Below are 21,783 nucleotides of genomic sequence, written 5' to 3'. Positions count from 1 at the left end.
AACGATGTTCGCGCTCGTCCGTGAAAGGGTATGCTAAACCAGCAGAGTAAAGTGGGAAGCGACCTGCCAGCGTTTAGGCAGGCTAGTGTTTTCAGGGCAAACCGCCGGTAATTTCTTTCAGGTAATCAAAAAAGGCTTTCTTGCGCGGAGAGCTGATTTGCCAGTTGATCGGGGGCGACTGAAAACCGTCGTTGAAACCTTCGTTCTTCATGCGGTAGTCGAAAAGACCCCAGGAAGCGTAGGCGCTGGTCGCAGCCTGGAAATGATTGGAGGGCTTGTCAAAGTCGAAGTGATCGTCTTCGTTAAAAACGATGGGCAGCTTCCGGCTTCCGGCCCTGGCGCGGACCTGCTGTACAAAGTCGGCAATGCGGGCCGGCTCTTTCACCCCGTTACCGTGCAGAAGCACAAAGTCGGCTTCCTGAATCACTTTGTCCGTCGGAATGGTGCCACCGCTGAAACTGGTGCTGACCAGAAACCGGTGACCCCGGATTTTGCTGGCTTTCACCCGTTGAATGAGTTCGTGGACGCGCTCCGGCTTCAGAATGGCGTGGTCGTACCGGATGTCGCATTCGTTGTTAATTTCAAGGATGACGTTTCGGTAATTGCCATCCGCGAGGATTTCTAGTGTGTTGTTAACGGCATTGATGACAGCCGCTTCATTTTTTAAATACTGATCCTGCCCGAAATAAAATAGCCCAAAAATAACGACCATGCCTAACTCGTCGGCTTTGTTGAGGATGCGGTGAAGCCGGTGGGAGTAAAAGGGGTGGTAGGAGCCATCGGGATTGAACATCGAGTTAATCCACGGCTGGTGTTCAACGGAGTACCCCTCCGGACTGCCGCCCTGCAAATTGAGCGTAAAAGCCAGCAAACCGTGGGCTTTCCAGACCGGCATGGCGGCTATGAATTCGTCGGTGTTGCGGTTGGGGTCCCAAGTTTTGGTGTCGGGATAGGCCCAGCGGGAGCGGCTTTCTTTATTCTGGTCGTCGAAAATACCCTGTACCAGTCGGGCGTTGGGCAACAGACCTTCGATTTTGTAGCCGTTCCAAGTACGGCCTGGAAACGTCGGTTTGCCGTTGATGTAGAATTGGTCTCCCACAATGGAAACCGTCGTTTTACGCTTGGGCGGTTTGACCTTTTGTCCGTAGACCGTGGCATGAAAAAGCAGGAAACTGGTGAGCAGGGCCAGCACAGAGGGGCGGAACATAAGCATGATGGTTCAGGAATAGGATTTGGCTGGCAAGGTATTCATTTCCCGAAAAAAGAAAAAGGGCACCTTTTCAGCGCCCTTTTTGTCATTAGTCTCGTTGTCCGTAAAAGTCCCGGTTGCGTTGTTCCAGTTCGCGGAGCCGGTCGCGTTGCCGGGAGTTCAGAACGGAAAGCAGATCCCTCCGTTTCTGCCGTTGCAGTTCGCGGTAGTCCCGGCGGTCGTTGCGCTCGTTGCGGCTCAGGCCCCGGCGGTCGTAGCGTTCCTGAATATCGCGGATCTGGCGTTTCTGCCTATTCGTCAGCCTCAGCTCGTCCTGCCAGCGTTCCAATTTGTTTTCAAGGGGAATTTCCCGGCCGTAACGATCATCACGCCGGTCATACCGATCGTACCGGTCACTCGTTGTGGTTCGTTGCGTAGTACAGCCACCGATCATCAGGCCCGCAGCCGCTACCAGGATCATTATCTTTTTCATATCAGTATCTGTGGTTGGTTGTTTCGTTTTGGATCAATCTCCGCAGCGAAGGTTTAACAGGGAGCAGAAAATAGATCTGGTATAGAATCAAAAAGCCCCCGAAAGTTCCGGGGGCCTTTGTTTTATAACTAGTTGATTACGTCCGGCTACACTACCCGATCTCCTCGAATCAATCGCAAGATGATGGCAATTACGGCAATCACTAATAGAACGTGAATAATGTTGCCCATACCAAAACTGCTAAAACCTAATAATCCGACTAACCAAAGGATGATTAAGACCACCGCAATGACATAAAGCAAATTTCCCATGACGTTTCCTTGTTTTGGTGAATGAAACTTGTGTACGTATAGCCTTAGAGAAAAATGCGTGCCAAAGCCAAAAAGGGTCGTTTTTGGGCCAAAAAAGAAGTTTTATTTAATAAGTTGTACCGAAAAATGGGACAGTGCAGTACCCAATTGTGGAAATTATTTCCCAAGTGGTAACAAAAATAAAAGCCCCGGCCGCAGAGCCGGGGCTTTTGAAAAAGAGCAAAACGCTTGCTTCGGCGAGCCGATGATTACATCATGCCGCCCATGCCACCGGGGTGACCGTGGCCGGCACCACCCGCAGGAGCTTCTTCCGGCTCGTCGGCAACGACACATTCGGTCGTCAGCAACAGACCCGCGATCGAAGCGGCATTTTCCAGCGCCAGACGCGTTACCTTCGTCGGGTCGATGATACCGACACCGATCAGGTTTTCGAATTTGTCTTCGCGGGCGTTGTAACCGAAGTCGGCTTCGCCTTCTTTAACCTTGTTTACGATAACAGAGCCTTCGCCACCAGCGTTGGCAACGATGGTCCGCAGCGGAGCTTCCAGAGCGACGCGGATAATCTGTACGCCGGTCTTTTCGTCTTCGTTGATGGTGCTCACGTTCTCCAGCGATTTAACGGCGCGGATCAGGGCGACACCACCGCCGGCAACGATACCTTCTTCAACGGCAGCGCGGGTTGCGTGCAGGGCATCGTCAACGCGGTCTTTCTTTTCTTTCATTTCTACTTCCGTAGCGGCACCAATGTACAGGATGGCTACACCACCTGACAATTTGGCCAGACGCTCCTGGAGTTTCTCCCGGTCGTAGTCCGAAGTCGTGTTTTCGATCTGTGATTTGATCTGGTTAACCCGACCCGTAATGTCTTCTTTCTGTCCAATACCGTTAACAACAGTTGTGTTGTCTTTGTCGATAATGATTTTTTCAGCCTGACCCAGGAATTCGATCGAGGTGTTTTCCAGTTTGAAACCACGCTCTTCACTAATAACCTGTCCGCCCGTCAGGATGGCGATATCTTCCAACATGGCTTTGCGACGATCGCCAAAGCCCGGAGCTTTTACGGCAGCTACTTTCAGCGCACCCCGGATTTTGTTAACCACCAGCGTTGCCAGGGCTTCCCCGTCAACGTCTTCTGCGATGATCAGCAGCGGACGGCCCGTCTGAGCCACCTGCTCCAGCACCGGCAGCAGTTCCTTCATCGACGAAACCTTTTTCTCCGAGATCAGGATGAACGGACGCTCCAGCTCAGCTTCCATTTTCTCGGTGTTGGTAACGAAATACGGCGACAGGTAACCACGGTCGAACTGCATCCCTTCAACGGTTTTTACTTCCGTTTCGGTACCGCGGGCTTCTTCCACCGTGATAACGCCTTCTTTACCAACTTTTTCCATGGCGTCGGCAATCATGTTACCGATTTCTTCGTCGCTGTTGGCCGAGATGGTCGCTACCTGAGCGATTTCTTTTGACGTTTCGATGGCGCGTGACTGCTCTTTCAGGTTGTTAACCACCACAGTAACGGCTTTGTCGATACCGCGTTTCAGATCCATCGGGTTTGCACCAGCGGCCACGTTTTTCACCCCGATCGAGTAGATCGCCTGGGCCAAAACCGTCGCCGTTGTCGTGCCATCACCGGCTGAATCGGCCGTTTTGGAAGCAACTTCTTTCACCAATTGAGCGCCCATGTTTTCCATGGCGTCTTTCAGTTCAATTTCTTTCGCTACCGTCACACCGTCTTTCGTGATGGCCGGTGAACCAAATTTTTTATCCAGAATAACATTCCGGCCCTTCGGGCCCAACGTTACTTTCACGGCATCGGCCAGCGTATCAACGCCCTTCTTGATCTTATCGCGGGCTTCCGTGTCGAAAAATATTTTCTTAGCCATTGTTAATTAAATTAATGAGTTAACGTAATTGAGAGTAAACGATTTACCAATCAGCCGCTTGCCAGTCCACTGGGGCAACGGATGACGGTTGGCCATTAAAGAATGGCAAAAATGTCTGACTCACGCATAATGAGGTATTCTTTGCCTTCGACGGTGATTTCCGTACCGGCGTATTTGCCGTACAGCACCGTGTCACCTACCTGAACGGTCAGCGGCTCATCCTTTTTACCCGTACCAACGGCTACGATCGTTCCGCGCTGGGGTTTTTCTTTGGCCGTGTCAGGAATGATGATACCAAATGCGGTTTTTTCTTCAGCAGGAGCTGGTTCAACCAGCACCCGGTCAGCCAACGGTCTTACGTTTACTTTACTTTCCGTTACTGCTTCCATAATGGGGCTTGTGTTTAAGAAGTTTAAATTGTGTTAATGGTTAATAAAGGCTCGATCGCAACGGCGAACCGTTTATTGTCGAACTGACGCTCGTCAGTTGTCACTTATTGTGCCAGAAGCTCTTTTTAGACAAAGACTGACAAAATTTCCGGTTTTAGGTGTCAGTTTGGAAATCAATGCGTTATGGCGTAGACTTTTCTGTTCCCTAAAAAATCCACCAAACACTATTTGGCAGATTTTGATTTTTCATTAACTTACTAAATAACAAGCTTGGGTATTTTTCTTGATTAAGTGTCTATGAAAAAGCTTCAGAAAGACTGGTTGACGCAAGGACTGATTGATTTCGAGTATAAAAAGTTTGTCGTTCTGGCATATCTGCAACAGGTTCAGCGGCACTTTTCTGACAAAAAGTTTTACCCGGATTTGACGGAATTACGCGAGCATTACGAGTCGAGTCTCCGGTTTCAGAATCATAAAGGTAAGCTTTCGGCCTCGTTTCCCAAGGATGCCACCGGGATTAACCCCGAAAGTCTTACGGTACGGTACCAGCCCCGGCAGGACGACGACGAATTAATGACCGAAATTGATTCGATTATCAATTTTGCACTGCCCCGGTTTGGCCAAACGCTGACGAAAGGGCAGCAAATGGCCGACGAACTGGAAGCCAACCTGACGCTGACACCCGTTGGAATGTTGCCGCTGCACCGCAGTGAAGGCTATCTGTTTCTGCACTGGACCTCGCACGCGCAAACGCATATTTACTATTTCAGCCTGAGCTGGCCCGGCTTGGCCCTGCCGGGACTGACCATGAGCCAGTCGCAAACCATCCGGACGCGCTACATCGACTCGGTTCGGAAAGGCATTGGAAGAACCTACGAAACGCTGAAGCTGGAGCTGATTCGCCAGCGGCCCCACCTGCCGAATCCGGCTACGTACATGGTGGAGTCAAAACGTCGGTTGCCGCTGGAGGAAACCCTGCTGCCGATGGCCGAGCGGTTGGTGGAGCGGCAGGCGCTGGCATGAAAGATTGAGGAGAGGTTTCGCGGAGTTAAGCGGAGCCTCTGCTTCCCTCTTTTTATTCTGCTCACTCCGCGAATTAATTAATTTCTTCACACCGGCTCAATATGCACCAGCACGTCATATACCGCCGGTTTGGCTGCCAGAATAGCGGCTTTAACCGCGTGCGCGATGTCGTGCCCCTGGCTAACGGTTAGCTCGCCCGCCACCTGTACGTGCAGGTCAATGAAATACTCAAAACCGGTTTTACGCACCCGGTATTTTTCAATTCCTCGCACGCCCGGAACTCCCAGCGCGACGGTTTCCAGTTCCCGCTGCCAGTCGCCGGGGGGCGTTTCGTCCATGATTTCGCCGAACGAGGGCCGGAAAATATGGTAGGCATTGTAAACGATAAAGACGGACGCCAGCAGGGCGGCCCAGTCGTCGGCACTCTCGTAGCCCGGCCCGCCAATCAGCGCAATGCTGATGCCCACAAAAGCCGTCAGGGAAGTGATGGCGTCGCTGCGGTGATGCCAGGCGTCGGCTTTCACGGCGCTGCTTTCAACTTCAGCACCTACCTGCGAAACCCGCCGAAACAAGACTTCTTTTACAATGACAACTATCGCCAGAACAATCAGTGTAAATGGCGCCGGGGTTTCGTGGGGAATGCGAATATTTTCAATGCTTTGTATGGCAATCAGAATGGCGGCCGCCAGCAAGGCCATCGACACCACCAGGGCCGCCAGCGGTTCGGCCTTTCCGTGGCCGTAAGGGTGGTTATGGTCGGGCGCCTTGGCGGCCGTCCGCAGGCCCACCCAGACAAAAATGGACGTTATAATGTCAGTGGCTGATTCCATCGCGTCGGCAATCAGCGCGTACGAATTTCCCAGCCAGCCGGCCAGTCCTTTGACCAGCACCAGCCCAATGTTGACCACAATTCCAACCAACGTGGTTTTTTGCCCCCGTTCGGCCTGATGCGGTTTAAGAGGTTCTTCCATCATATATGCAAACTCATCCCCATCTAAACCGATAGGGCCCAAAAGAGTTGTTGCGCAGCAGCTTTGCTTGTTGCTCTGAATCTCCGCGCAGCAACGGTCTACAACGGTAATTTAAAATAATCCTGTCCCATTTGAATAACGAATCCGGCTTGCTGGTAAAGGCGCAGGGCCACTTCGTTGGAGGAGTCCACTTCGATCATAACGGTTTCGGCCCGGCTGTCCTGCCGGAGCAAATCCAGCGTCTGGTGCAGAATCCGTTTCCCAAACCCTTTACCCTGTTGATCCGGACAAACGCCCAGCCCGATGATCCAGGCCGTAGTCTGTTCAAAATTAATGGCGACCATACCGACTATCTGCCCATCAAGCGTGGCGACGTACTGGGTCAGGTGGGGCGTGTGAATGGTCGTTTCCAGAATCTGACGGGCTTCTTCGGGGGAGCCTCCGAAAATAGAACGGCTGAGCTCGGTTAGTGGTTCCAGCTCGGTCAGCGTGGCTACGGCGAGTTTGAGCGGTGGGAGGGGGGAGGGGGCCAACTCGGTTGAAGACTGCCAGACCAGTTGGTATTCGGTGTTGGAATAAAGCGCGCCCAGGTGTCGGACAAATGCCTGCCCGGTCTTTGACGAGCGCTCGGTAATCAGCAGGGCGTGCTGGTAACCAAACTGACGGGCTTCTTCGGCGGCCACGTCAAGCAGCAGCGAAAAACAGCCTTTGCGCCGGGCTTTAGGGAGGGTATAGCCACCGAATTCGACCTGGCTGACCGTGGGCGCAAAAGCCGACAGCACGGCCATCAAAACCCCGTCGTTGTAGAGCAAAAACCAGTGGCGCATGGTTGGGAAAAAGTTCATGGATTTATCCCAGTGCATGTTGCATTTCAAACCACCTTCGGATTTGCAGACGATTTCGAGGGCCTGGGCGGCTAGTTGTTGCTCTGTATTCAGCTCAGTCAGCGAGAGAATTTTCATGGCATAAACATACGCTGAAAAACAGAAAAACCGGGCGCAGGCCCGGTTTTCTATTACCGTGTGTACGGTTCCAGTTCCCGCTTGAAGCGGCCGTCGGCCATAGCGCGCCGGGCCATCCAGGCCAGCGGGCGCTGAATCAGGCTGAAAAATCCGGGCAGATTCGTGTCTGACAACAGAATGATGGTACCCATATGCCACAATTTTTTCGGCATCCCGGCTTTGTTGACGTGGCCGTCCGACGCCAGACCGTAGGCAATCTTCAGGGTGTTTTCGAAGCCCGGGTGGCCCGGATCGATGGTAACCCGAAACCGGTTGGGCTGGGCGCTGGCGTTGAAAAACCGGTGGAGCGAACCGGCGGGGGCCGTTGCGGTTTCGCCGGGCAGCAGACGCAGAATTTCTTTGCCTACCTGAATACTCAGTTCGCCCTCCAGGCATTCAAAGTGCTCGGCAAAGGTTTTGTGGTAGTGCAGGCCGTTGCCCCCGCCGGGTTTGAGTTCAACATCAATGATGCTGGCGGGGCTGCCGGGTTCTGTTGCGTACTTAGTGAAGTAGACTTTGTCGCCGATTAACGGGTTTTCAAATGATCGTTTCATGATTTACCTTTGTTTGTAGTTGTTGTTTACGTTACAAAGGTAACGAGCTACTTTTCAGGCATCCTACGCGAAACGGATAACCATCTTTCTCAAACGGATTTTATGAATACCATTTACCGGATGGGGCTGGAAACAGACATCATCGAGAACCTGAACGTACTGGCCGAACCAGAACCGGACTGGACCTACATTCAGAGTCTGTGGCAGTGCGGCCAGGCCGGCACCATGACCGTTCGCGACTACTCGATGGGAGGCTTCACCTTGTCCGAACTGGTGGGAAATTTGACGTTGCCGCTGGAGCTATCGTCCAGGGAGAATCAGGGCCCCTGGGTCGGGATGATGTACCAACTCGATGGACAGATTCATTCGTCGATGGACCAGCGCCCCGTCAGTGTGCCTACGAAACGCCACAACCTGATTTTTGAAGAGTGCGACAACAGCCGGCATTTGTTTGTTCCGGGCGAACGGTTTCATGCCTTTCACATCATGATGGACCCGGTTTTTTTTGAACAACTGGTGGTCAACAATACGGAATGGACCGGTTTTTACGACCACTTTCTAAACCGTCGGGAGCCGTTCCGGGCGCTGCGGGAGTCGATCGTGCACTCCGATCAGACGCTGGGGCTCATCCAGCAGATTCTGAGCTGCCCGTTCGGCGGAACGTTGAAAAAAATGTTTCTGGAAGCTCGGTTTCTGGATTTGTTTGTCGAGCAGCAGAACCAGTATCAGCAAGTAAGCCAAAGCCGCCTTGCCCGCCGGGATGTTGACCTGTTCTACGCCATTCGCGATTTTCTGGATCAGAATTACCAGAACCCGCCCAGTCTACTGACGCTGGCCCGGCAGTTTGGCACCAATGATTTTAAGCTGAAAAAAGGTTTTAAAGAGCTTTTTGGGACGACGGTATTTGGCTACGTGGCCCAAAAGCGACTGACCACGGCGCACCACCTGTTGCAGGCCACTCAGGCGTCGGTCCAGGAAGTAAGCGAACTCGTTGGCTTCAGCAATGCTGCCCACTTCGCAACGGCTTTTCGGCGGCAGTTTGGTCATACGCCCTCGCAGGTAAAGCGGTAACCCAATGCTGGTGACCGATTGTTTCTTTCCGCGCCGGATTGCAGACGAGTTTTACCGTTAAAATTTTTGGAGCCGTTATGCAACATAGTTCGTTCGGGCCGCATCTTTTATGCATCTTCTCAGCACCAGCCCCGTTGAGTTGCCGCATTGTCCATTCTGGGACGTCCAGTGTCCACTAATGGACGAGTTCTTAGCGACCTAAGCGAAAAAATCCCCGATTTAAGTCTAAACACCCCTGTTTCTGAATTTGGCAGAGCATTTGTTCTGCAAACATTGAAATAATAACTTTTTTACTAAACCTTTCGTAAACAACAAGCACAATGAGTATGAAAATGCTTCCCCCGACCCTCTTCTGTGGCCTGCAACGTCTGCTGACCGTCTGTATCCTGTTGACCGGATTGACGGCCAGAGCGCAATCCGACTATTACGCCCGAACCGATTCGAGTAAAGCCTACTGGAAACTTCAGACCGATGCCGCCAGTCAGAAAACGATGATCCGATTTTTCAACCAGCGACACGAACTGGTTTACCAGGAGACCCTGTCGGGCCGGTACGTAAAGCTGACCCCGCGAAACATCCGCCTGTTTGATGAAATGCTGCAACGTCTGGTGACCAATCAACTGGTGTCGGCGCAAGTAAAAAGTTACGAGCTCATCGCCAGTAGCAACAATGTGCCCCAGCAGGTGGTCTCGACGTCTTCGGAAATGCCCGTGTTTACTTCCTACATCCTGGACCCTGCCAAAGACCCGACGGAGATCAGTCCGCTGCGGTCGGATGTGGCCATCAGCAACGTGGGCAAGCTAAAAATCCATACGTTGAACATCCGGGAAGAACCGGTTCTGATCCTGCTGCTCAACGACCAGGGGCGGTATGTCTACAAAGAAAAAACATCGCAGCTGGCGCACACCCGAACGCTGAACCTGACGCAACTGCCGGAGGGCCGGTTCCGGCTGGAGATCGATGGCTCCCGGAAAGACTACGCCTACCAGTTGGTTATTCAGGACAACCCCCGTTCCTACAAACTCCGGGCAATTGAGAAATAGCCCGTATAGACGAGTTTAACTCCGCCAGTATGGGGTCCGGTAGCGGACACTTTTTGTACGCTACCGGACAGCCTGTTTTGCTTAAAAGGGCTTTTATTGACTCAAATCGCCATTTCTCACTTTGGCAACAGATTTGGTCTGCAAAGGTTGAGTTAATAACAATCAATTTAAACCGCAGTAAACAACAACGCACAATCCCATGAAAACCCTCTCGAAACAATTCACCAAAACCGTTGGCGGTTTGCTGACCGCCCTGTTCTTTCTGGCCAGTTTGTCGGTCAGCGCTCAGTCGGAGAATCAACCCGGCACAAAGGCCGCCAAAGGGTACTGGAAGATTCAAACCGACTACGCCAGCCGGAGTACCGTAGTCCGGTTTTTTAATGACCGCAACGAACCGGTTTACCAGGAAACCCTGCCGGGCAAATACGTGAAGCTGACCAAACGGAATATCCGGCTGTTCGACGAAATGCTTGATCGCGTGGTCAACAGTCAGTTGCTGGCGTCGCAGGTCAGGTCTTCGGAATTGCTGGCTTCCAACGACGTTCGGTTCACCCGCACAACACCCCGGTATGAACTGGAAGAAACGTCGTCGATGCGGCTTTCGGAAGCAAACAAGACATTTCTGGTTAAACCGTGGATCAACTCCCTGGGCAAGCTGCGCGTCCACTTCGCCAATCCGGAACAGAAACTGGTGTCGATCGAACTCACCGATGAAACGGCCCGGACGGTTTATTTTAATGATCTGAGCCGTCTGGAAGGCTACAACCGGTATCTGGATGTGACCCAAATGCTAAGCGGGAAATACCGGCTGCAGGTAAAAAAGGCGGGCGAAAAAATGGTATACTGGCTGACGATCGATAAACCGAACCGGCAGTATGCCCTAAAATTCGCTGAATAAGCCTGCTAATCGCAACTTCTGCTGTTCGCGTTCGGACATTGACACTGTACGGATTCGGACAGCAGTTTTCTGGAAAACCCCTTAAGTGGCCTGGAAAGGCCATTTTTTGTTTCTGGCAGCAGATTTGTTCTACAGAAGTTAATTATATCTCCTGGCCATGAGACGATCGTACCTGGGTGAATTTGAAGAAGTGGTGCTGCTTACGGTGGCGGTGCTGGCCGACGGCGCGTACGGGGTGGCCATCACCGACGAACTGGAGCGGCAAACCGGCCGGGCGGTCAGCATCAGCGCGGTTCATGCGGCTTTGCACCGGCTCGAAGAAAAGGGCATGCTGAAGTCGCACCTGGGCGAAGCCACGGCCGAACGGGGTGGTCGGCGCAAACGGCTTTTTACGGTGACGGTGCTGGGCAGCCGCACGCTGCACGACATCCGGGCGGTTCGCGAACAACTCTGGGATTCAATCGCCCCGAACGGATTACCCGCTGTCAGTTTATGAAAACCACCGAACCCCCCCGCTGGGCCGACCGATTGCTGGCGTGGTTTTGCGCCCCGCATCTGTTGGAAGAAATCCAGGGGGATTTGTACGAGCGGTTTCTGCGCAACCGGCGGTTGTTTGGCCTGGCCTACGCCCGGCAGCAATACGTCTGGGACGTGGTGAGATTTATGCAACCTCAATTCCTGACTAGAAAACCAAACCCTTTCAAGCAACCCAACTGGACTGATATGATCCGCAACTATTTCACCATTGCTTACCGGAATTTGCTTCAGCAGAAGAGTTATGCGTTCATCAACGTCCTGGGCCTGGCGCTGGGCCTGGCGGCTTGCATCGTTATTTTTCTGGTGGTTCGCAACGAACTCACCTACGACAGGTACCATCGGAAGGCCGACCGCACCTACCGGGTCACGGTACACGGTCTGGATTACAATCCGAGTGTTTCCTTCGCCGTTGCGCCGGCTTTCCGGAATGACTTTCCCGAAGCGGAGCAGGTCTCCCAGTATTTGTACCGCGGGGAGGGCCAGGTTCAGGTTGGCCGCGAGCGGTATATCGAAGAAGGCTACGCGTGGGCTGACGGTCAATTTCCCCAGATTTTTGATTTTGAATGGCTGGCCGGTCATCCCCAAACGGCTTTACAGGAGCCGAACACCATTGTTTTGACCGAACGCATCGCCCGCAAGTACTTCGGGGATCAGGAAGCGCTCGGTAAAGTGATACGCCTGGACAACCAGTGGAACATGCGGGTTACCGGGGTGATCAAAGAGTTGCCGTCCAACACTCACCTGACCTTTAACTTTCTGGTGTCGTGGGAAACCATCCGGAAAGAAGCCAGTACCACCAATTTCTGGTCGATCAACGGCGGGTATACCTACGTGGTTTTGCCGGAAAAAGTACGGCCGGAGCGGATTACGGCCCGGTTCCCGGCTTTTCTCGAAAAAAACTGGGCCGATCAGGTTAAACAGGATAAGGGGGTATTGATGCTGCAACCGCTGCGGGAAATTCACTTCGATAAACGCTATCTGACCCAGATTACCATGCCGCGTTCCAAAGAATCCATTTACGGCCTGGCGGGGGTGGCAGTCATTATTATTCTGACGGCCTGCATCAACTTTGTCAATCTGGCCACGGCCCAGGCCGTTCGGCGGTCGAAGGAAGTGGGCATCCGGAAAACCTTAGGCGCTTACCGGCGGCAACTGGTCGGGCAGGTGCTGGGCGAAACGACGTTCCTGGCCGGGCTGGCGATGGTGCTGGCGCTGGGGGCGGTCTGGGCTTTTCTGCCGCTGTCTAAACCGTTGCTGAATATCCGGATCGACGCAGCGCAACTGACTCAACCGCTGGTGCTGGTGGCCATTGCCGGTATTTTGCTGATCACGATTTTGCTGGCGGGTTTATACCCAGCCTTCGTTCAGGCGGGTTTTCAGCCCACCAAAGCCCTGAAGGCCCGCGCTACCAATCTGACGGTAGGGGGGCTGGCGCTCCGCAAAGGATTGGTGATCATGCAGTTTTCCATTACGCAGGTTATGATTATCGGAACGCTGGTGGTGGCCAGCCAGATGGATTTTTTCCTGAATCAGGACCTGGGTTTTGATAAAGAAGCGATTGTTTCCTTCCCGACGGGTGAAAAAGCGGATGTCCTCCGGCAGAAATTACAGGAAAATCCGGGCGTTCTGCAGGTCAGTTTTGCCTCAGCGGGTCCGGCCTTCAACATCAATTTCGCCCCTTTTTCCGCACCGGAGCGGGGCATGACCGAAAACGATGTCACCGAACTCAAGATGGTCGATGAAAACTACATTCCGATGTATGACCTGGAGGTGCTGGCGGGTGAGCCGGTTGTCAAAATGGCGGAAAAAGACACCGTTCGGAATGTGGTGGTAAACCAAACGCTGATCCGCCGTCTGGGATTTCAAAAGGAGTCCGATGCCATCGGCCAGTCCGTGCGGGTTGCAGGGCAACCGGTCATCATCCGGGGCGTTGTCCGGGATTTTCAGAGCGAATCCAAGCACAAGAAAATTCGGGCCTGCGTTCTTACGTACGAACCTAAGGCTTTGTGGCAGGCCAGCGTCAAACTCCGGCCGTCAGCCGTCCGCAAAACGCTGGCGACCATCGAGCACGACTGGTCGGCCCTGAATCCGGAGTCCATTTTTACGTACGAGTTTACGGATGAGCACATTGCCAGACTATATACGCAGGAGGAAAAAGTGTACAACGCCTTCCGGTTGTTTGCCGGCATTGCCATCGTCATCGGTAGCCTGGGGCTGTTCGGGCTCGTGTCGCTGATGGCCGTTCAGCGGACCAAGGAGGTGGGCATCCGGAAAGTGCTGGGGGCGTCGGTGAGCAGCATTGTCGTGCTCTTTTCCCGGGAGTTTGTCTGGCTGCTCCTGATTGCGTTTGGCATTGCGGCTCCGCTGGCCTGGTACACCATGAATGTCTGGCTCCGGGAGTATGCCTACCACATCCAGATTGGTCCGGCCATTTTCCTGGTAGCGATCCTGGTCACCTTCGCCATTGCCGCGCTGACGGTCAGTTACCAAAGCATCAAAGCCGCCCTTGTCAACCCCGTGAAGAGTTTGCGAAGCGAATGAAGAATGATGAGTTACGAGTGAAGAGTTAAGAAATTAAAAGAAATAAACTAAGACTATGAAGCTGTCGCTCCGCTTTTGTCGTCCCCGGTTCGCTGGTACGATTAACTCATAACTCTTAATTCTTCACTATGCAAAATCCGCCCCGCTGGGCCCAACGGCTTCTGGAATTTTTCTGCGCACCCCACTTGCTGGAGGAGGTGCAGGGGGATTTGTACGAGCGGTTTCTACGCAACCGGTGGTTGTTTGGCCTGGCCTACGCCCGGCGGCAATATGGGCGCGAAGTCCTGAGTTTCTTGAAGCCCCGGGCCGGTGGGCCGTTTTTCCTCAAACGAATACCCAACGAGTATCCAACAGCAAATTTGATGAACATAAGTATGATTCGCAATTACCTGAAAATCGCCTGGCGGAACATCGCCCACAACAAGTCATTTTCGGCCATTAACATCCTGGGGCTGGCCCTGGGCATGGCGTGCAGCCTGCTCATCGGCCTCTGGATTCAGGACGAATTCAGTGTGAATGCCGACCACGCCAACGGGCCGCAGTTGTACAACGTCATGGAGCGCCAGTTTTACGACGGAAAAGTGGAAGCCGGTTCGGGAACGCCCGGTTTGCTGGCGGAGGAGTTGAAAAAATCATTTCCGGAGATTGCCTACGCAGCCGGGTATTCGTGGGAAGACCAGCACACGTTCGCGGTGGGCGAAAAACTCAACAAGGAAAAAGGGCGGTTTGTCGGCGCCGACTGGTTCAGGATGTACAGCCTGCCGCTGCTGGCCGGAACCGCCGAGACGGCCCTGAGTGCGCCCAATTACATTGCCATCTCCCGGAAAATGGCCCAAAACTACTTTGGCAGCTCTGAGGAGGCCGTTGGCAAAAGCATCCGGATTGACAACAAAGACGACTATCAGGTCAGTGCGGTTTTTGAGGACATTCCCCACAACAGCTCCGACCGGTACGACTACCTGCTCAGCTGGGCGGACTTTCTCAGGCGCAACGAGTGGCTGAAAGACTGGGGGACCAACGCCCCGGAAACCCGCATCATGCTCCGCACCGATCGCAACGGGGTTCCGGCCGATCCGGCCCGGCTGGAGGCTAAAATGAAGTCGTTTTTGAAAAGCCGCAATCCGGGGATGGTGCAAAAGGGGTTAGACATTCAGCTTTTTCTGCAACCGTTTCAGGAAGCGTATCTTTATTCGAATTTCAAAAATGGGTACCAGGACGGGGGGCGTATCGAATACGTCCGGCTGTTTGGCATCGTGGCGGTGTTTATTCTGCTAATTGCCTGCATCAATTTCATGAATCTGGCCACGGCGCGGTCGGTCAAACGGGCCCGTGAGGTGGGAGTTCGGAAGGTGGTCGGAGCCGGGCGGAGCCTGCTCATCGGGCAGTTTATTGGCGAAGCGCTGGTGCTGGCGTCGCTGGCCCTGATGGGGGCCGTGCTGGTGGTTTGGCTGCTGCTGCCCCTTTTCAACGAACTGACCGATAAACACATTTCTTTTCAGTTGACGCAGGTTTCGTTCTGGCTTACGTTGCTGGGGATGACGCTCGTCACCGGCCTGATTGCCGGAAGTTACCCAGCCCTTTTCCTGTCTTCGCTCAACCCGATCCGGGTGCTGAAGGGAAGCATCCGGTTTGGTGCCGGGGCCCGGCTGTTTCGGCAGGGGCTGGTGGTCTTTCAGTTTGCCTTGTCCATGCTGCTCATCATCGGTACGATGGTGGTCTACCGGCAGATTGATTTTATCCAGACCAAAAACCTGGGTTTCGACCGTGAAGACTTGATTTACCTGTCGGCGGAGGGCGATCTGGCCGAAAAATACGAAACGTTCAAGCAGGAGCTGCTCCGCATGCCGGGTATTCAGACCATGACCTACATGGACGGTACGCCGACCAACAGCTTTGGCAGCACCGGCAACGTGCAATGGCCGGGCAAAGACCCCAGCACCAGCATTCAGTTCCAGTTTTCGCAGGTGGATTACGATTTTACAAAAACGCTGAAGGTGAACGTAGCCGGGCGGGATTTCTCGAAGGAGTTCAGCACCGATTCGGTGGGGTATCTGATCAACGAAACGGCGGCCCGCCGGATTGGTTACCAGCAACCGATCGGCAAACCGTTGACGATGTGGGGTAAAACCGGTACCATCGTCGGTGTTGTGGCCGACTTTCACCAGAGTTCGCTGCACATTGCCATTGAACCGTTTATTGCCAAACTCAGTCCGCAGGCTGCCGGAAAAAACATCATCGTTCGCACCAAACCCGGCCAGACCCGGCAGGCGCTGGCGAGTCTGGAAACCGCTTGGAAGCAACTGAACCCAAAATTTCCGTTCTCCTACCGGTTTGCCGATGATGCCTTTCAGAAGCTTTACCGGAGCGAAACCGTGGTGGGTACGCTGGCGAATTACTTTGCGTTTCTGGCCATCTTCATCTCCTGCCTGGGCCTGTTTGGGCTGGCGGCTTTCACGGCCGAGCAGCGCACCAAGGAGATTGGCGTCCGGAAAGTGCTGGGGGCATCGGTGCCGAGCATTGTCGGGCTGCTTTCGCAGGATTTTCTCAAACTGGTGCTGGTCGCCATTGTGATTGCTTCGCCCCTGGCGTGGTTTGCCATGAGCCGGTGGTTGCAAACCTACGTTTACAAAATTGGCATGGAATGGTGGGTCTTCGCCCTGGCCGGCTTGCTGGCCACCGGCATTGCCCTGCTGACAATCAGTTTCCAGAGCATCAAAGCCGCCCTGATGAATCCGGTCAAGTCACTGCGAAGCGAGTGAGTAGTGAATAGTTAAAAGTTAAGAGTTATGTGTCAAGAAGAAAACAACTTAGCTTATGAAGCTGTCGCCCCCTTGTTCGGCCTGGTTCGCTGGTACGATTAACTCTTCACTGTTAACTCTTCACTCTTAACTTATGAAAAACCCGCCCCAATTGGCCGTCCGTCTGCTGGAACTGTTCTGTGCTCCTCACTTGCTGGAGGAGATTCAGGGCGATCTGCACGAGCGCTACGGGCGGGATGTGGCGCGGGCGGGTGTTGCGCAAGCCAACCGCCGGTATTTTCTAAATGTGCTGAGATTTATAAAACCGTTTGCGCTGAAACGTCCGAAGGCGGTTCGGAGCTTTGGAGACTATTCAAACCCTTCTTTTCTGCATCCCGTCATGATTCGCAATTACCTCAAAACCTCGTTTCGCAACCTTACCAAACACAAAGTCAGCGCGCTGATCAACCTCCTGGGGCTGAGTCTGGGTGTAACGGCTTGTCTGGTGATCTACCTGATTACGGACTATGAACTGAGCTTCGACACGTTCCATCCGGACCGGGCGCGAATTTACCGGCTGGTGGGTGAGGCAAAACACGGCCCCACGGCGGATTGGCACCCGGTCGGATTTATTCCAAATGCCGTTCCGGCGGCTGTTCGGCAGGAGGTGGCCGGGCTGGGTACGGTGGCGGCTTTTCACAACATCGAGTCGGAGGTGCTGATCCCGGAGGGAACCGGGAAGCCGAAGCGGTTTGAACACCGGCGCCATGGGGTTGATAATGCGGAAATGATCGTGGCCGACCCGCAGTATTTCGAAATCTTCCAGTACCAGTGGCTGGCCGGTAATCCGAAAACGGCCCTCAACGAACCGTTTCAACTCGTGTTGTCGGAACAGAAAGCCCGCAACTATTTTGGCGACCTGCCGCTGGAACAGATGCTGGGTCGGCAGGTCATCTATTGGGATTCGGTTCGGGTTAAGGTTTCGGGCATTGTCAGGGAGTGGGGAAAACCGACGGATCTGACGTTCACGGACTTTATTTCGATGGCGACGGTTCGCAGCAGCCTGATGAAGAAAAGCATTAACCTCGATCAGTGGGAAGACATCTGGTCGGCTTCGCAGGCATATGTCAAATTGCCCGAAGGCGCCCGTCCTGAGCAATTCAAGGCGGCTTTTCAGCAGTTTTCCCGGAAGCATTTTCCGAAAGAATTCAAGTTTACGCCGGGGCTGCAACCGCTTGCCGATCTGCATTTTGACGCTGGTTACGTGGATAATTACTCCCGAAAAGCGCATCTGCCGACCCTGTATGGGATGATGGGGGTAGCGGTGTTTATCCTGCTGATTGCCGCCATCAACTTCATCAATTTATCGACGGCGCAGTCGGTGCAGCGGGCCAAAGAGGTGGGCGTACGGAAGGTGCTGGGCAGCAGCCGGAAAAGCCTGGTCATTCAGTTTTTAAGCGAAACGTTCCTGCTGACTTTGCTGGCGGTAATCCTGGCGCTGGTGCTTGTTAACCCCATCCTTACGGCTTTTCAGTCGCTTACCCCGAAAGGCTTATCGTTTGATTTAGTTAGCCCGGAAACCGGCGTGTTTCTGCTGGGCCTGACGGTTTGTACGGCGTTGCTGGCCGGTTTTTACCCCTCGCTGGTGCTGTCGTCGTATTTGCCCGCGCTGACGCTGAAAGGACAAAGCGCGCTGGTGGGCGGGCAAAAAGGCTACCTGCGTAAAACCTTGATTGTCTTCCAGTTTACGGTTTCCCTCATTTTTATCATCGGAACACTCATTGTGGAGCGGCAACTCAACTACATCCGCAACAAAGACCTGGGCTTTTCAACCGACGCCATCATTGAAGTGCATTCCGGGCGGGCGGGAAAAACCGACCTGCTGGCCGAACGAATCAAACAGCTGGCGGGCGTGGAACGGGTCACGAAGCAGTGGTTTCCGCCGATGGGCATGAGTTACATGACAACCAAAATGAAGTATTACGGCAAAAAAGAGGTTGAACTGGACGTGTCGGCGAAAGTGGGCGACGAGAATTTCATTCCGCTTTACAACCTTCGTTTGCTGGCCGGGCGCAACTACCAGAAAAGCGATTCGCTTCGGGAACTGGTCATCAATTCCACCTTCGCCAAACGCCTGGGTTTTCGCAAACCGGCAGATGCGCTGAACAAGGTCGTGGAATTTGACGGCAAGCCATACCCGATTGTGGGCGTCGTGGCCGATTTCCATGAGCAATCGTTCCACGCCAAAATTGATCCGGCTTTCATTGGCCATATGCCGCAGGCCCGTAACCTTGGCGTCAAGCTACAGGGCAGATCGACCGGCGAACTGAAAGAAGCACTGGCGCGTATCGAGGAACAGTGGAAAGCCGTGCATCCCGACAAAAAATTTGAGTACGAGTTTTTGGATGAACAGATTGCCAAGCTGTACGAAAAAGAGCAGAAAACCGGCCGCTTGGTCAATACCGCCACCGCCGTGGCAATTCTGATCTCGTGCATGGGCCTGTTTGGGCTGGCGACATTTACGGCCGAGCAGCGCACCAAAGAAATCAGCATCCGGAAAGTGCTGGGCGCGTCGGTGGCCGGCATTGTCGCCCTGCTGTCCAAAGATTTCCTGAAGCTGGTGTTTATTGCCCTGCTGCTGGCCGCGCCCGTTGCCTGGTGGGCCATGAACGAGTGGCTGAAAGATTTTGCCTACAAAGTTGACATGGAGTGGTGGGTCTTTGCCCTGGCCGGTTTGCTGGCCATTGCCATTGCGCTCGTCACCATCAGCTTCCAGAGCATCCGCGCGGCCCTGGCGGACCCCGTCAAGAGTCTGCGGAGTGAATAATTGAAACCGGGATTGCACGGGTAACGACGATGGCAAAGAATTAGGGAGCCATCCGGGGTTAATCCTCCAATCTGTGCAATCCCGGTTCAGGATGTTTTACACGGAAATACCGTACCTTTGCGGCTCCGTTATTTTATCCGTGTAATTCGTCGCTTCGGCGACTCGATCAAGCAATGATAATTCCAGTAGCTCACCGCGCCGGACAAACGCAGGAATACTATTTTTCGGTCAAGCTGGCCGAAGTACGTAAACTGCTGGCGGCCGGGCACGACGTGATTAACATGGGCATCGGCAACCCCGACATGATGCCCTCTGCCAACACCCTCCAGGCGTTAAGCCAATCGGCTGCGCAGGCCAACGCCCACGGTTATCAAAATTATAAAGGTACGCCCGACCTCCGGAGTGCCATTGCTCGATATTACGCGCATACGTATCAGGTTCTGCTCGATTCGGAAACGGAAATTCTGCCGTTGCTGGGTTCCAAAGAAGGCATTACGCATATTTCGCTGACGTTTCTCAACGACGGTGACGAAGTGCTCGTACCGGAGCTGGGCTACCCGGCCTACCGCGCCGTGAGCCGGATGGTGGGGGCCAATGTGAAGGAATACCCGCTGCTGGAAAACCAGGGCTGGCAACCGGACTGGCCGGCGATGGCGGGGCGGGTGTCCGACCGAACCAAGATCATGTGGCTCAATTATCCGCACATGCCGACGGGCGCCCCGGCCACGCGGGAGTTGTTTGAAAAAGCCGTCCGGTTTGCCAACGATCACCGGATTTTGCTCTGCCACGACAATCCGTACAGCCTGATTCTGAACAAAAAGCCGCCCCTTAGTCTGCTTTCCATCGATGGGGCGAAAGATGTCGCCATTGAGCTGAACTCGATGAGCAAATCGCACAACATGGCGGGCTGGCGGGTTGGCTGGATGGCCGCGTCGAAACCGTACATTGATGCGGTATTGTCGATCAAAAGCAACGTGGATTCCGGCATGTTTAAACCCGTGATGGACGCGGCTGCCGAAGCGCTGGGCAACCCCGATGAGTGGCACCAGGAGCGCAACGCCGTCTACGAAGGCCGGCTCGAAGCCGCTACGGCTTTTCTGGACGCGCTGGATTGCACCTACGCCGACGATCAAGAAGGCATGTTCTTCTGGGCTAAGTTGCCCAATGAGGTCCCGTCTGCCGAGCAGTTGGTAGACGATCTGCTCTACAACAAGCACATATTCATTGCCCCCGGCTTCATCTTCGGTCCGAAAGGCAACCGCTACATCCGGTTGTCGCTCTGCATGCCGAAAGAACGCATCTGGGAAGCCGTACACCGAATCTCAAAATAACCTCTGCTCAACTCTTTAATCCGCTGCTTGACTCCGCGAAACAGTTCTCTTAATCATTTCGCGGAGTTAAGCAACGGAGAGTGGAGGTTAGCGGAGATGGAAAATATGACCATTACGATTGTAGGAGTTGGGTTATTGGGCGGCTCGTTTGCCCTGGCAGTTCGGGAAAAATACCCGAAGGCCAAGTTTGTGGGGGTGGATGCTTCCCCCGTCCACGGGCAACTGGCCCTGGCCAAAGGCATCGTTGACGAGATGAAACCGCTGGCCGAAGCCGTGGCCGTCAGTACGCTGGTGGTGCTGGCGACGCCGGTTAACGCCATTCTGGACTTACTGCCGCCGGTGCTGGATCTCCTGCCGGAAGGCGCTACGGTTACGGATCTTGGCTCGACCAAAGGGCTGATTTGCCAATTGGCCGATGCGCATCCGAAACGGGCGCAGTTTGTGGCCGTTCACCCGATGGCGGGCACCGAAAATTCCGGTCCGGGGGCGGCTTTTCGGGAATTGCTGCCCGGTAAAAACCTCATCATCTGCGACCGCGCGAAAAGCCATTACGACAGCCTGAAGCTGGTGGAAGCGCTGTTTAGCGACATCGGCATGAAGCTGTTCTACATGAACCCGCAGGAACACGACCTGCACCTGGCCTACGTGTCGCACCTGAGCCACATCAGCTCGTTTGCGCTGGGGCTGACGGTCCTGGAGAAGGAGAAAGACGAACAGGCCATTTTCGACATGGCCAGCACGGGTTTTAGCTCGACGGTTCGGCTGGCGAAAAGCTCCCCGCAGATGTGGGCGCCGATTTTTGACCAGAACCGGACTAACGTTTCCCAGGCGCTGGGCGATTACATCGAGTTTCTGAAGCAGTTTAAAGTGCTGATCGACGAGCAGAACCTGAAGGATTCCTCGGAGTTTATGGCCCGCGCCAACCAGATTCGGCGGGTGCTGGAAGGAATCGACCGGAAATAAGGCTTCCCGACCGGATTGGC

18 protein-coding genes are annotated in these 21,783 nt (G+C 54.0%); 10 read left to right on the top strand and 8 right to left on the bottom strand.

The window, feature by feature from the left end; all coding sequences use genetic code 11:
- Nucleotides 1-91: 91 nt before the first annotated feature.
- The 5 genes from OQ371_RS25040 to OQ371_RS25020 all read right to left on the bottom strand — a co-directional run bounded on the left by OQ371_RS25040 (nucleotide 92) and on the right by OQ371_RS25020 (nucleotide 4,265).
- The gene (locus OQ371_RS25040) at nucleotides 92-1,207 is read right to left on the bottom strand and encodes a hypothetical protein (RefSeq protein ID WP_265991189.1); all 1,116 of its coding nucleotides are present in this window, start codon (nucleotides 1,205-1,207) and stop codon (nucleotides 92-94) included.
- 91 nt (nucleotides 1,208-1,298) lie between these two features.
- Nucleotides 1,299-1,682 (bottom strand): hypothetical protein, encoded by a 384-nt coding sequence (locus OQ371_RS25035; protein ID WP_265991188.1) that lies wholly within the window; start codon nucleotides 1,680-1,682, stop codon nucleotides 1,299-1,301.
- A 146-nt stretch (nucleotides 1,683-1,828) separates the two neighbouring features.
- Complete coding sequence (locus OQ371_RS25030) at nucleotides 1,829-1,993, bottom strand: lmo0937 family membrane protein (RefSeq protein WP_111627569.1); 165 nt, start codon at nucleotides 1,991-1,993, stop codon at nucleotides 1,829-1,831.
- 248 nt (nucleotides 1,994-2,241) lie between these two features.
- Complete coding sequence (gene groL / locus OQ371_RS25025) at nucleotides 2,242-3,876, bottom strand: chaperonin GroEL (protein WP_265991187.1); 1,635 nt, start codon at nucleotides 3,874-3,876, stop codon at nucleotides 2,242-2,244.
- A 95-nt stretch (nucleotides 3,877-3,971) separates the two neighbouring features.
- Complete coding sequence (locus tag OQ371_RS25020) at nucleotides 3,972-4,265, bottom strand: co-chaperone GroES (protein ID WP_265991186.1); 294 nt, start codon at nucleotides 4,263-4,265, stop codon at nucleotides 3,972-3,974.
- 297 nt (nucleotides 4,266-4,562) lie between these two features.
- On the opposite strand from OQ371_RS25020, the gene OQ371_RS25015 reads away from it, so the two are divergent.
- Nucleotides 4,563-5,288 carry a hypothetical protein gene (locus OQ371_RS25015; protein ID WP_265991185.1) on the top strand — a complete coding sequence of 242 codons (726 nt, stop codon included), beginning with the start codon at nucleotides 4,563-4,565 and terminating at the stop codon, nucleotides 5,286-5,288.
- An 86-nt stretch (nucleotides 5,289-5,374) separates the two neighbouring features.
- Here the strand turns inward: OQ371_RS25015 and OQ371_RS25010 are convergent, their stop codons facing one another.
- The 3 genes from OQ371_RS25010 to OQ371_RS25000 all read right to left on the bottom strand — a co-directional run bounded on the left by OQ371_RS25010 (nucleotide 5,375) and on the right by OQ371_RS25000 (nucleotide 7,814).
- Nucleotides 5,375-6,259, bottom strand: coding sequence for a cation diffusion facilitator family transporter (locus tag OQ371_RS25010; protein WP_265994358.1), 885 nt, complete (start codon nucleotides 6,257-6,259; stop codon nucleotides 5,375-5,377).
- 98 nt (nucleotides 6,260-6,357) lie between these two features.
- Nucleotides 6,358-7,221 (bottom strand): GNAT family N-acetyltransferase, encoded by an 864-nt coding sequence (locus OQ371_RS25005; RefSeq protein WP_265991184.1) that lies wholly within the window; start codon nucleotides 7,219-7,221, stop codon nucleotides 6,358-6,360.
- Between the two features lie 53 nt (nucleotides 7,222-7,274).
- Nucleotides 7,275-7,814 carry a cupin domain-containing protein gene (locus tag OQ371_RS25000; protein ID WP_265991183.1) on the bottom strand — a complete coding sequence of 180 codons (540 nt, stop codon included), beginning with the start codon at nucleotides 7,812-7,814 and terminating at the stop codon, nucleotides 7,275-7,277.
- A 102-nt stretch (nucleotides 7,815-7,916) separates the two neighbouring features.
- Here OQ371_RS25000 and OQ371_RS24995 point away from each other — a divergent pair, with 102 nt between their 5' ends.
- From OQ371_RS24995 to OQ371_RS24955, 9 genes are all read left to right on the top strand, one after another.
- Nucleotides 7,917-8,885 carry a helix-turn-helix transcriptional regulator gene (locus tag OQ371_RS24995; protein ID WP_265991182.1) on the top strand — a complete coding sequence of 323 codons (969 nt, stop codon included), beginning with the start codon at nucleotides 7,917-7,919 and terminating at the stop codon, nucleotides 8,883-8,885.
- Between the two features lie 326 nt (nucleotides 8,886-9,211).
- A complete protein-coding gene (locus OQ371_RS24990; RefSeq protein WP_265991181.1) occupies nucleotides 9,212-9,928 on the top strand; it encodes a hypothetical protein in 717 nt (238 codons plus the stop codon).
- A gap of 199 nt (nucleotides 9,929-10,127) precedes the next feature.
- On the top strand, nucleotides 10,128-10,826 hold the full coding sequence (locus OQ371_RS24985) for a hypothetical protein (RefSeq protein ID WP_265991180.1): 699 nt from the start codon (nucleotides 10,128-10,130) through the stop codon (nucleotides 10,824-10,826).
- Between the two features lie 157 nt (nucleotides 10,827-10,983).
- Nucleotides 10,984-11,322 carry a PadR family transcriptional regulator gene (locus OQ371_RS24980; protein WP_265991179.1) on the top strand — a complete coding sequence of 113 codons (339 nt, stop codon included), beginning with the start codon at nucleotides 10,984-10,986 and terminating at the stop codon, nucleotides 11,320-11,322.
- Nucleotides 11,319-13,904, top strand: a complete 2,586-nt coding sequence (locus OQ371_RS24975; protein ID WP_265991178.1) for an ABC transporter permease — start codon at nucleotides 11,319-11,321, stop codon at nucleotides 13,902-13,904. The genes OQ371_RS24980 and OQ371_RS24975 overlap by 4 nt, the downstream gene beginning before the upstream one ends.
- A 128-nt stretch (nucleotides 13,905-14,032) precedes the next feature.
- Complete coding sequence (locus OQ371_RS24970; RefSeq protein WP_265991177.1) at nucleotides 14,033-16,663, top strand: ABC transporter permease; 2,631 nt, start codon at nucleotides 14,033-14,035, stop codon at nucleotides 16,661-16,663.
- 133 nt (nucleotides 16,664-16,796) lie between these two features.
- Nucleotides 16,797-19,469 (top strand): ABC transporter permease, encoded by a 2,673-nt coding sequence (locus tag OQ371_RS24965; protein ID WP_265991176.1) that lies wholly within the window; start codon nucleotides 16,797-16,799, stop codon nucleotides 19,467-19,469.
- Nucleotides 19,470-19,642: 173 nt separating this feature from the next.
- The gene (locus OQ371_RS24960; RefSeq protein ID WP_265991175.1) at nucleotides 19,643-20,800 is read left to right on the top strand and encodes a pyridoxal phosphate-dependent aminotransferase; all 1,158 of its coding nucleotides are present in this window, start codon (nucleotides 19,643-19,645) and stop codon (nucleotides 20,798-20,800) included.
- A 105-nt stretch (nucleotides 20,801-20,905) separates the two neighbouring features.
- On the top strand, nucleotides 20,906-21,763 hold the full coding sequence (locus tag OQ371_RS24955) for a prephenate dehydrogenase (protein ID WP_265991174.1): 858 nt from the start codon (nucleotides 20,906-20,908) through the stop codon (nucleotides 21,761-21,763).
- Nucleotides 21,764-21,783 lie beyond the last annotated feature (20 nt).

Source organism: Larkinella insperata, from assembly GCF_026248825.1.
Lineage (GTDB): Bacteria > Bacteroidota > Bacteroidia > Cytophagales > Spirosomataceae > Larkinella > Larkinella insperata.
The sequence above is the reverse complement of the archived record's forward strand: the minus strand, read 5'-3'. Positions and strand labels throughout refer to the sequence as shown.

Coding starts and splice junctions, on each gene's coding strand:
- OQ371_RS24985 (WP_265991180.1), top strand. CDS start 10,128: ATGAAAACCCTCTCGAAACAATTCACCAAAACCGTTGGCGGTTTGCTG.
- OQ371_RS25000 (WP_265991183.1), bottom strand. CDS start 7,814: ATGAAACGATCATTTGAAAACCCGTTAATCGGCGACAAAGTCTACTTC.
- OQ371_RS25035 (WP_265991188.1), bottom strand. CDS start 1,682: ATGAAAAAGATAATGATCCTGGTAGCGGCTGCGGGCCTGATGATCGGT.
- OQ371_RS24955 (WP_265991174.1), top strand. CDS start 20,906: ATGACCATTACGATTGTAGGAGTTGGGTTATTGGGCGGCTCGTTTGCC.
- OQ371_RS25010 (WP_265994358.1), bottom strand. CDS start 6,259: ATGGAAGAACCTCTTAAACCGCATCAGGCCGAACGGGGGCAAAAAACC.
- OQ371_RS24965 (WP_265991176.1), top strand. CDS start 16,797: ATGAAAAACCCGCCCCAATTGGCCGTCCGTCTGCTGGAACTGTTCTGT.
- OQ371_RS24960 (WP_265991175.1), top strand. CDS start 19,643: ATGATAATTCCAGTAGCTCACCGCGCCGGACAAACGCAGGAATACTAT.
- groL (WP_265991187.1), bottom strand. CDS start 3,876: ATGGCTAAGAAAATATTTTTCGACACGGAAGCCCGCGATAAGATCAAG.
- OQ371_RS25040 (WP_265991189.1), bottom strand. CDS start 1,207: ATGTTCCGCCCCTCTGTGCTGGCCCTGCTCACCAGTTTCCTGCTTTTT.
- OQ371_RS24975 (WP_265991178.1), top strand. CDS start 11,319: ATGAAAACCACCGAACCCCCCCGCTGGGCCGACCGATTGCTGGCGTGG.
- OQ371_RS25020 (WP_265991186.1), bottom strand. CDS start 4,265: ATGGAAGCAGTAACGGAAAGTAAAGTAAACGTAAGACCGTTGGCTGAC.
- OQ371_RS24990 (WP_265991181.1), top strand. CDS start 9,212: ATGAAAATGCTTCCCCCGACCCTCTTCTGTGGCCTGCAACGTCTGCTG.
- OQ371_RS24995 (WP_265991182.1), top strand. CDS start 7,917: ATGAATACCATTTACCGGATGGGGCTGGAAACAGACATCATCGAGAAC.
- OQ371_RS24970 (WP_265991177.1), top strand. CDS start 14,033: ATGCAAAATCCGCCCCGCTGGGCCCAACGGCTTCTGGAATTTTTCTGC.
- OQ371_RS25015 (WP_265991185.1), top strand. CDS start 4,563: ATGAAAAAGCTTCAGAAAGACTGGTTGACGCAAGGACTGATTGATTTC.
- OQ371_RS24980 (WP_265991179.1), top strand. CDS start 10,984: ATGAGACGATCGTACCTGGGTGAATTTGAAGAAGTGGTGCTGCTTACG.
- OQ371_RS25005 (WP_265991184.1), bottom strand. CDS start 7,221: ATGAAAATTCTCTCGCTGACTGAGCTGAATACAGAGCAACAACTAGCC.
- OQ371_RS25030 (WP_111627569.1), bottom strand. CDS start 1,993: ATGGGAAATTTGCTTTATGTCATTGCGGTGGTCTTAATCATCCTTTGG.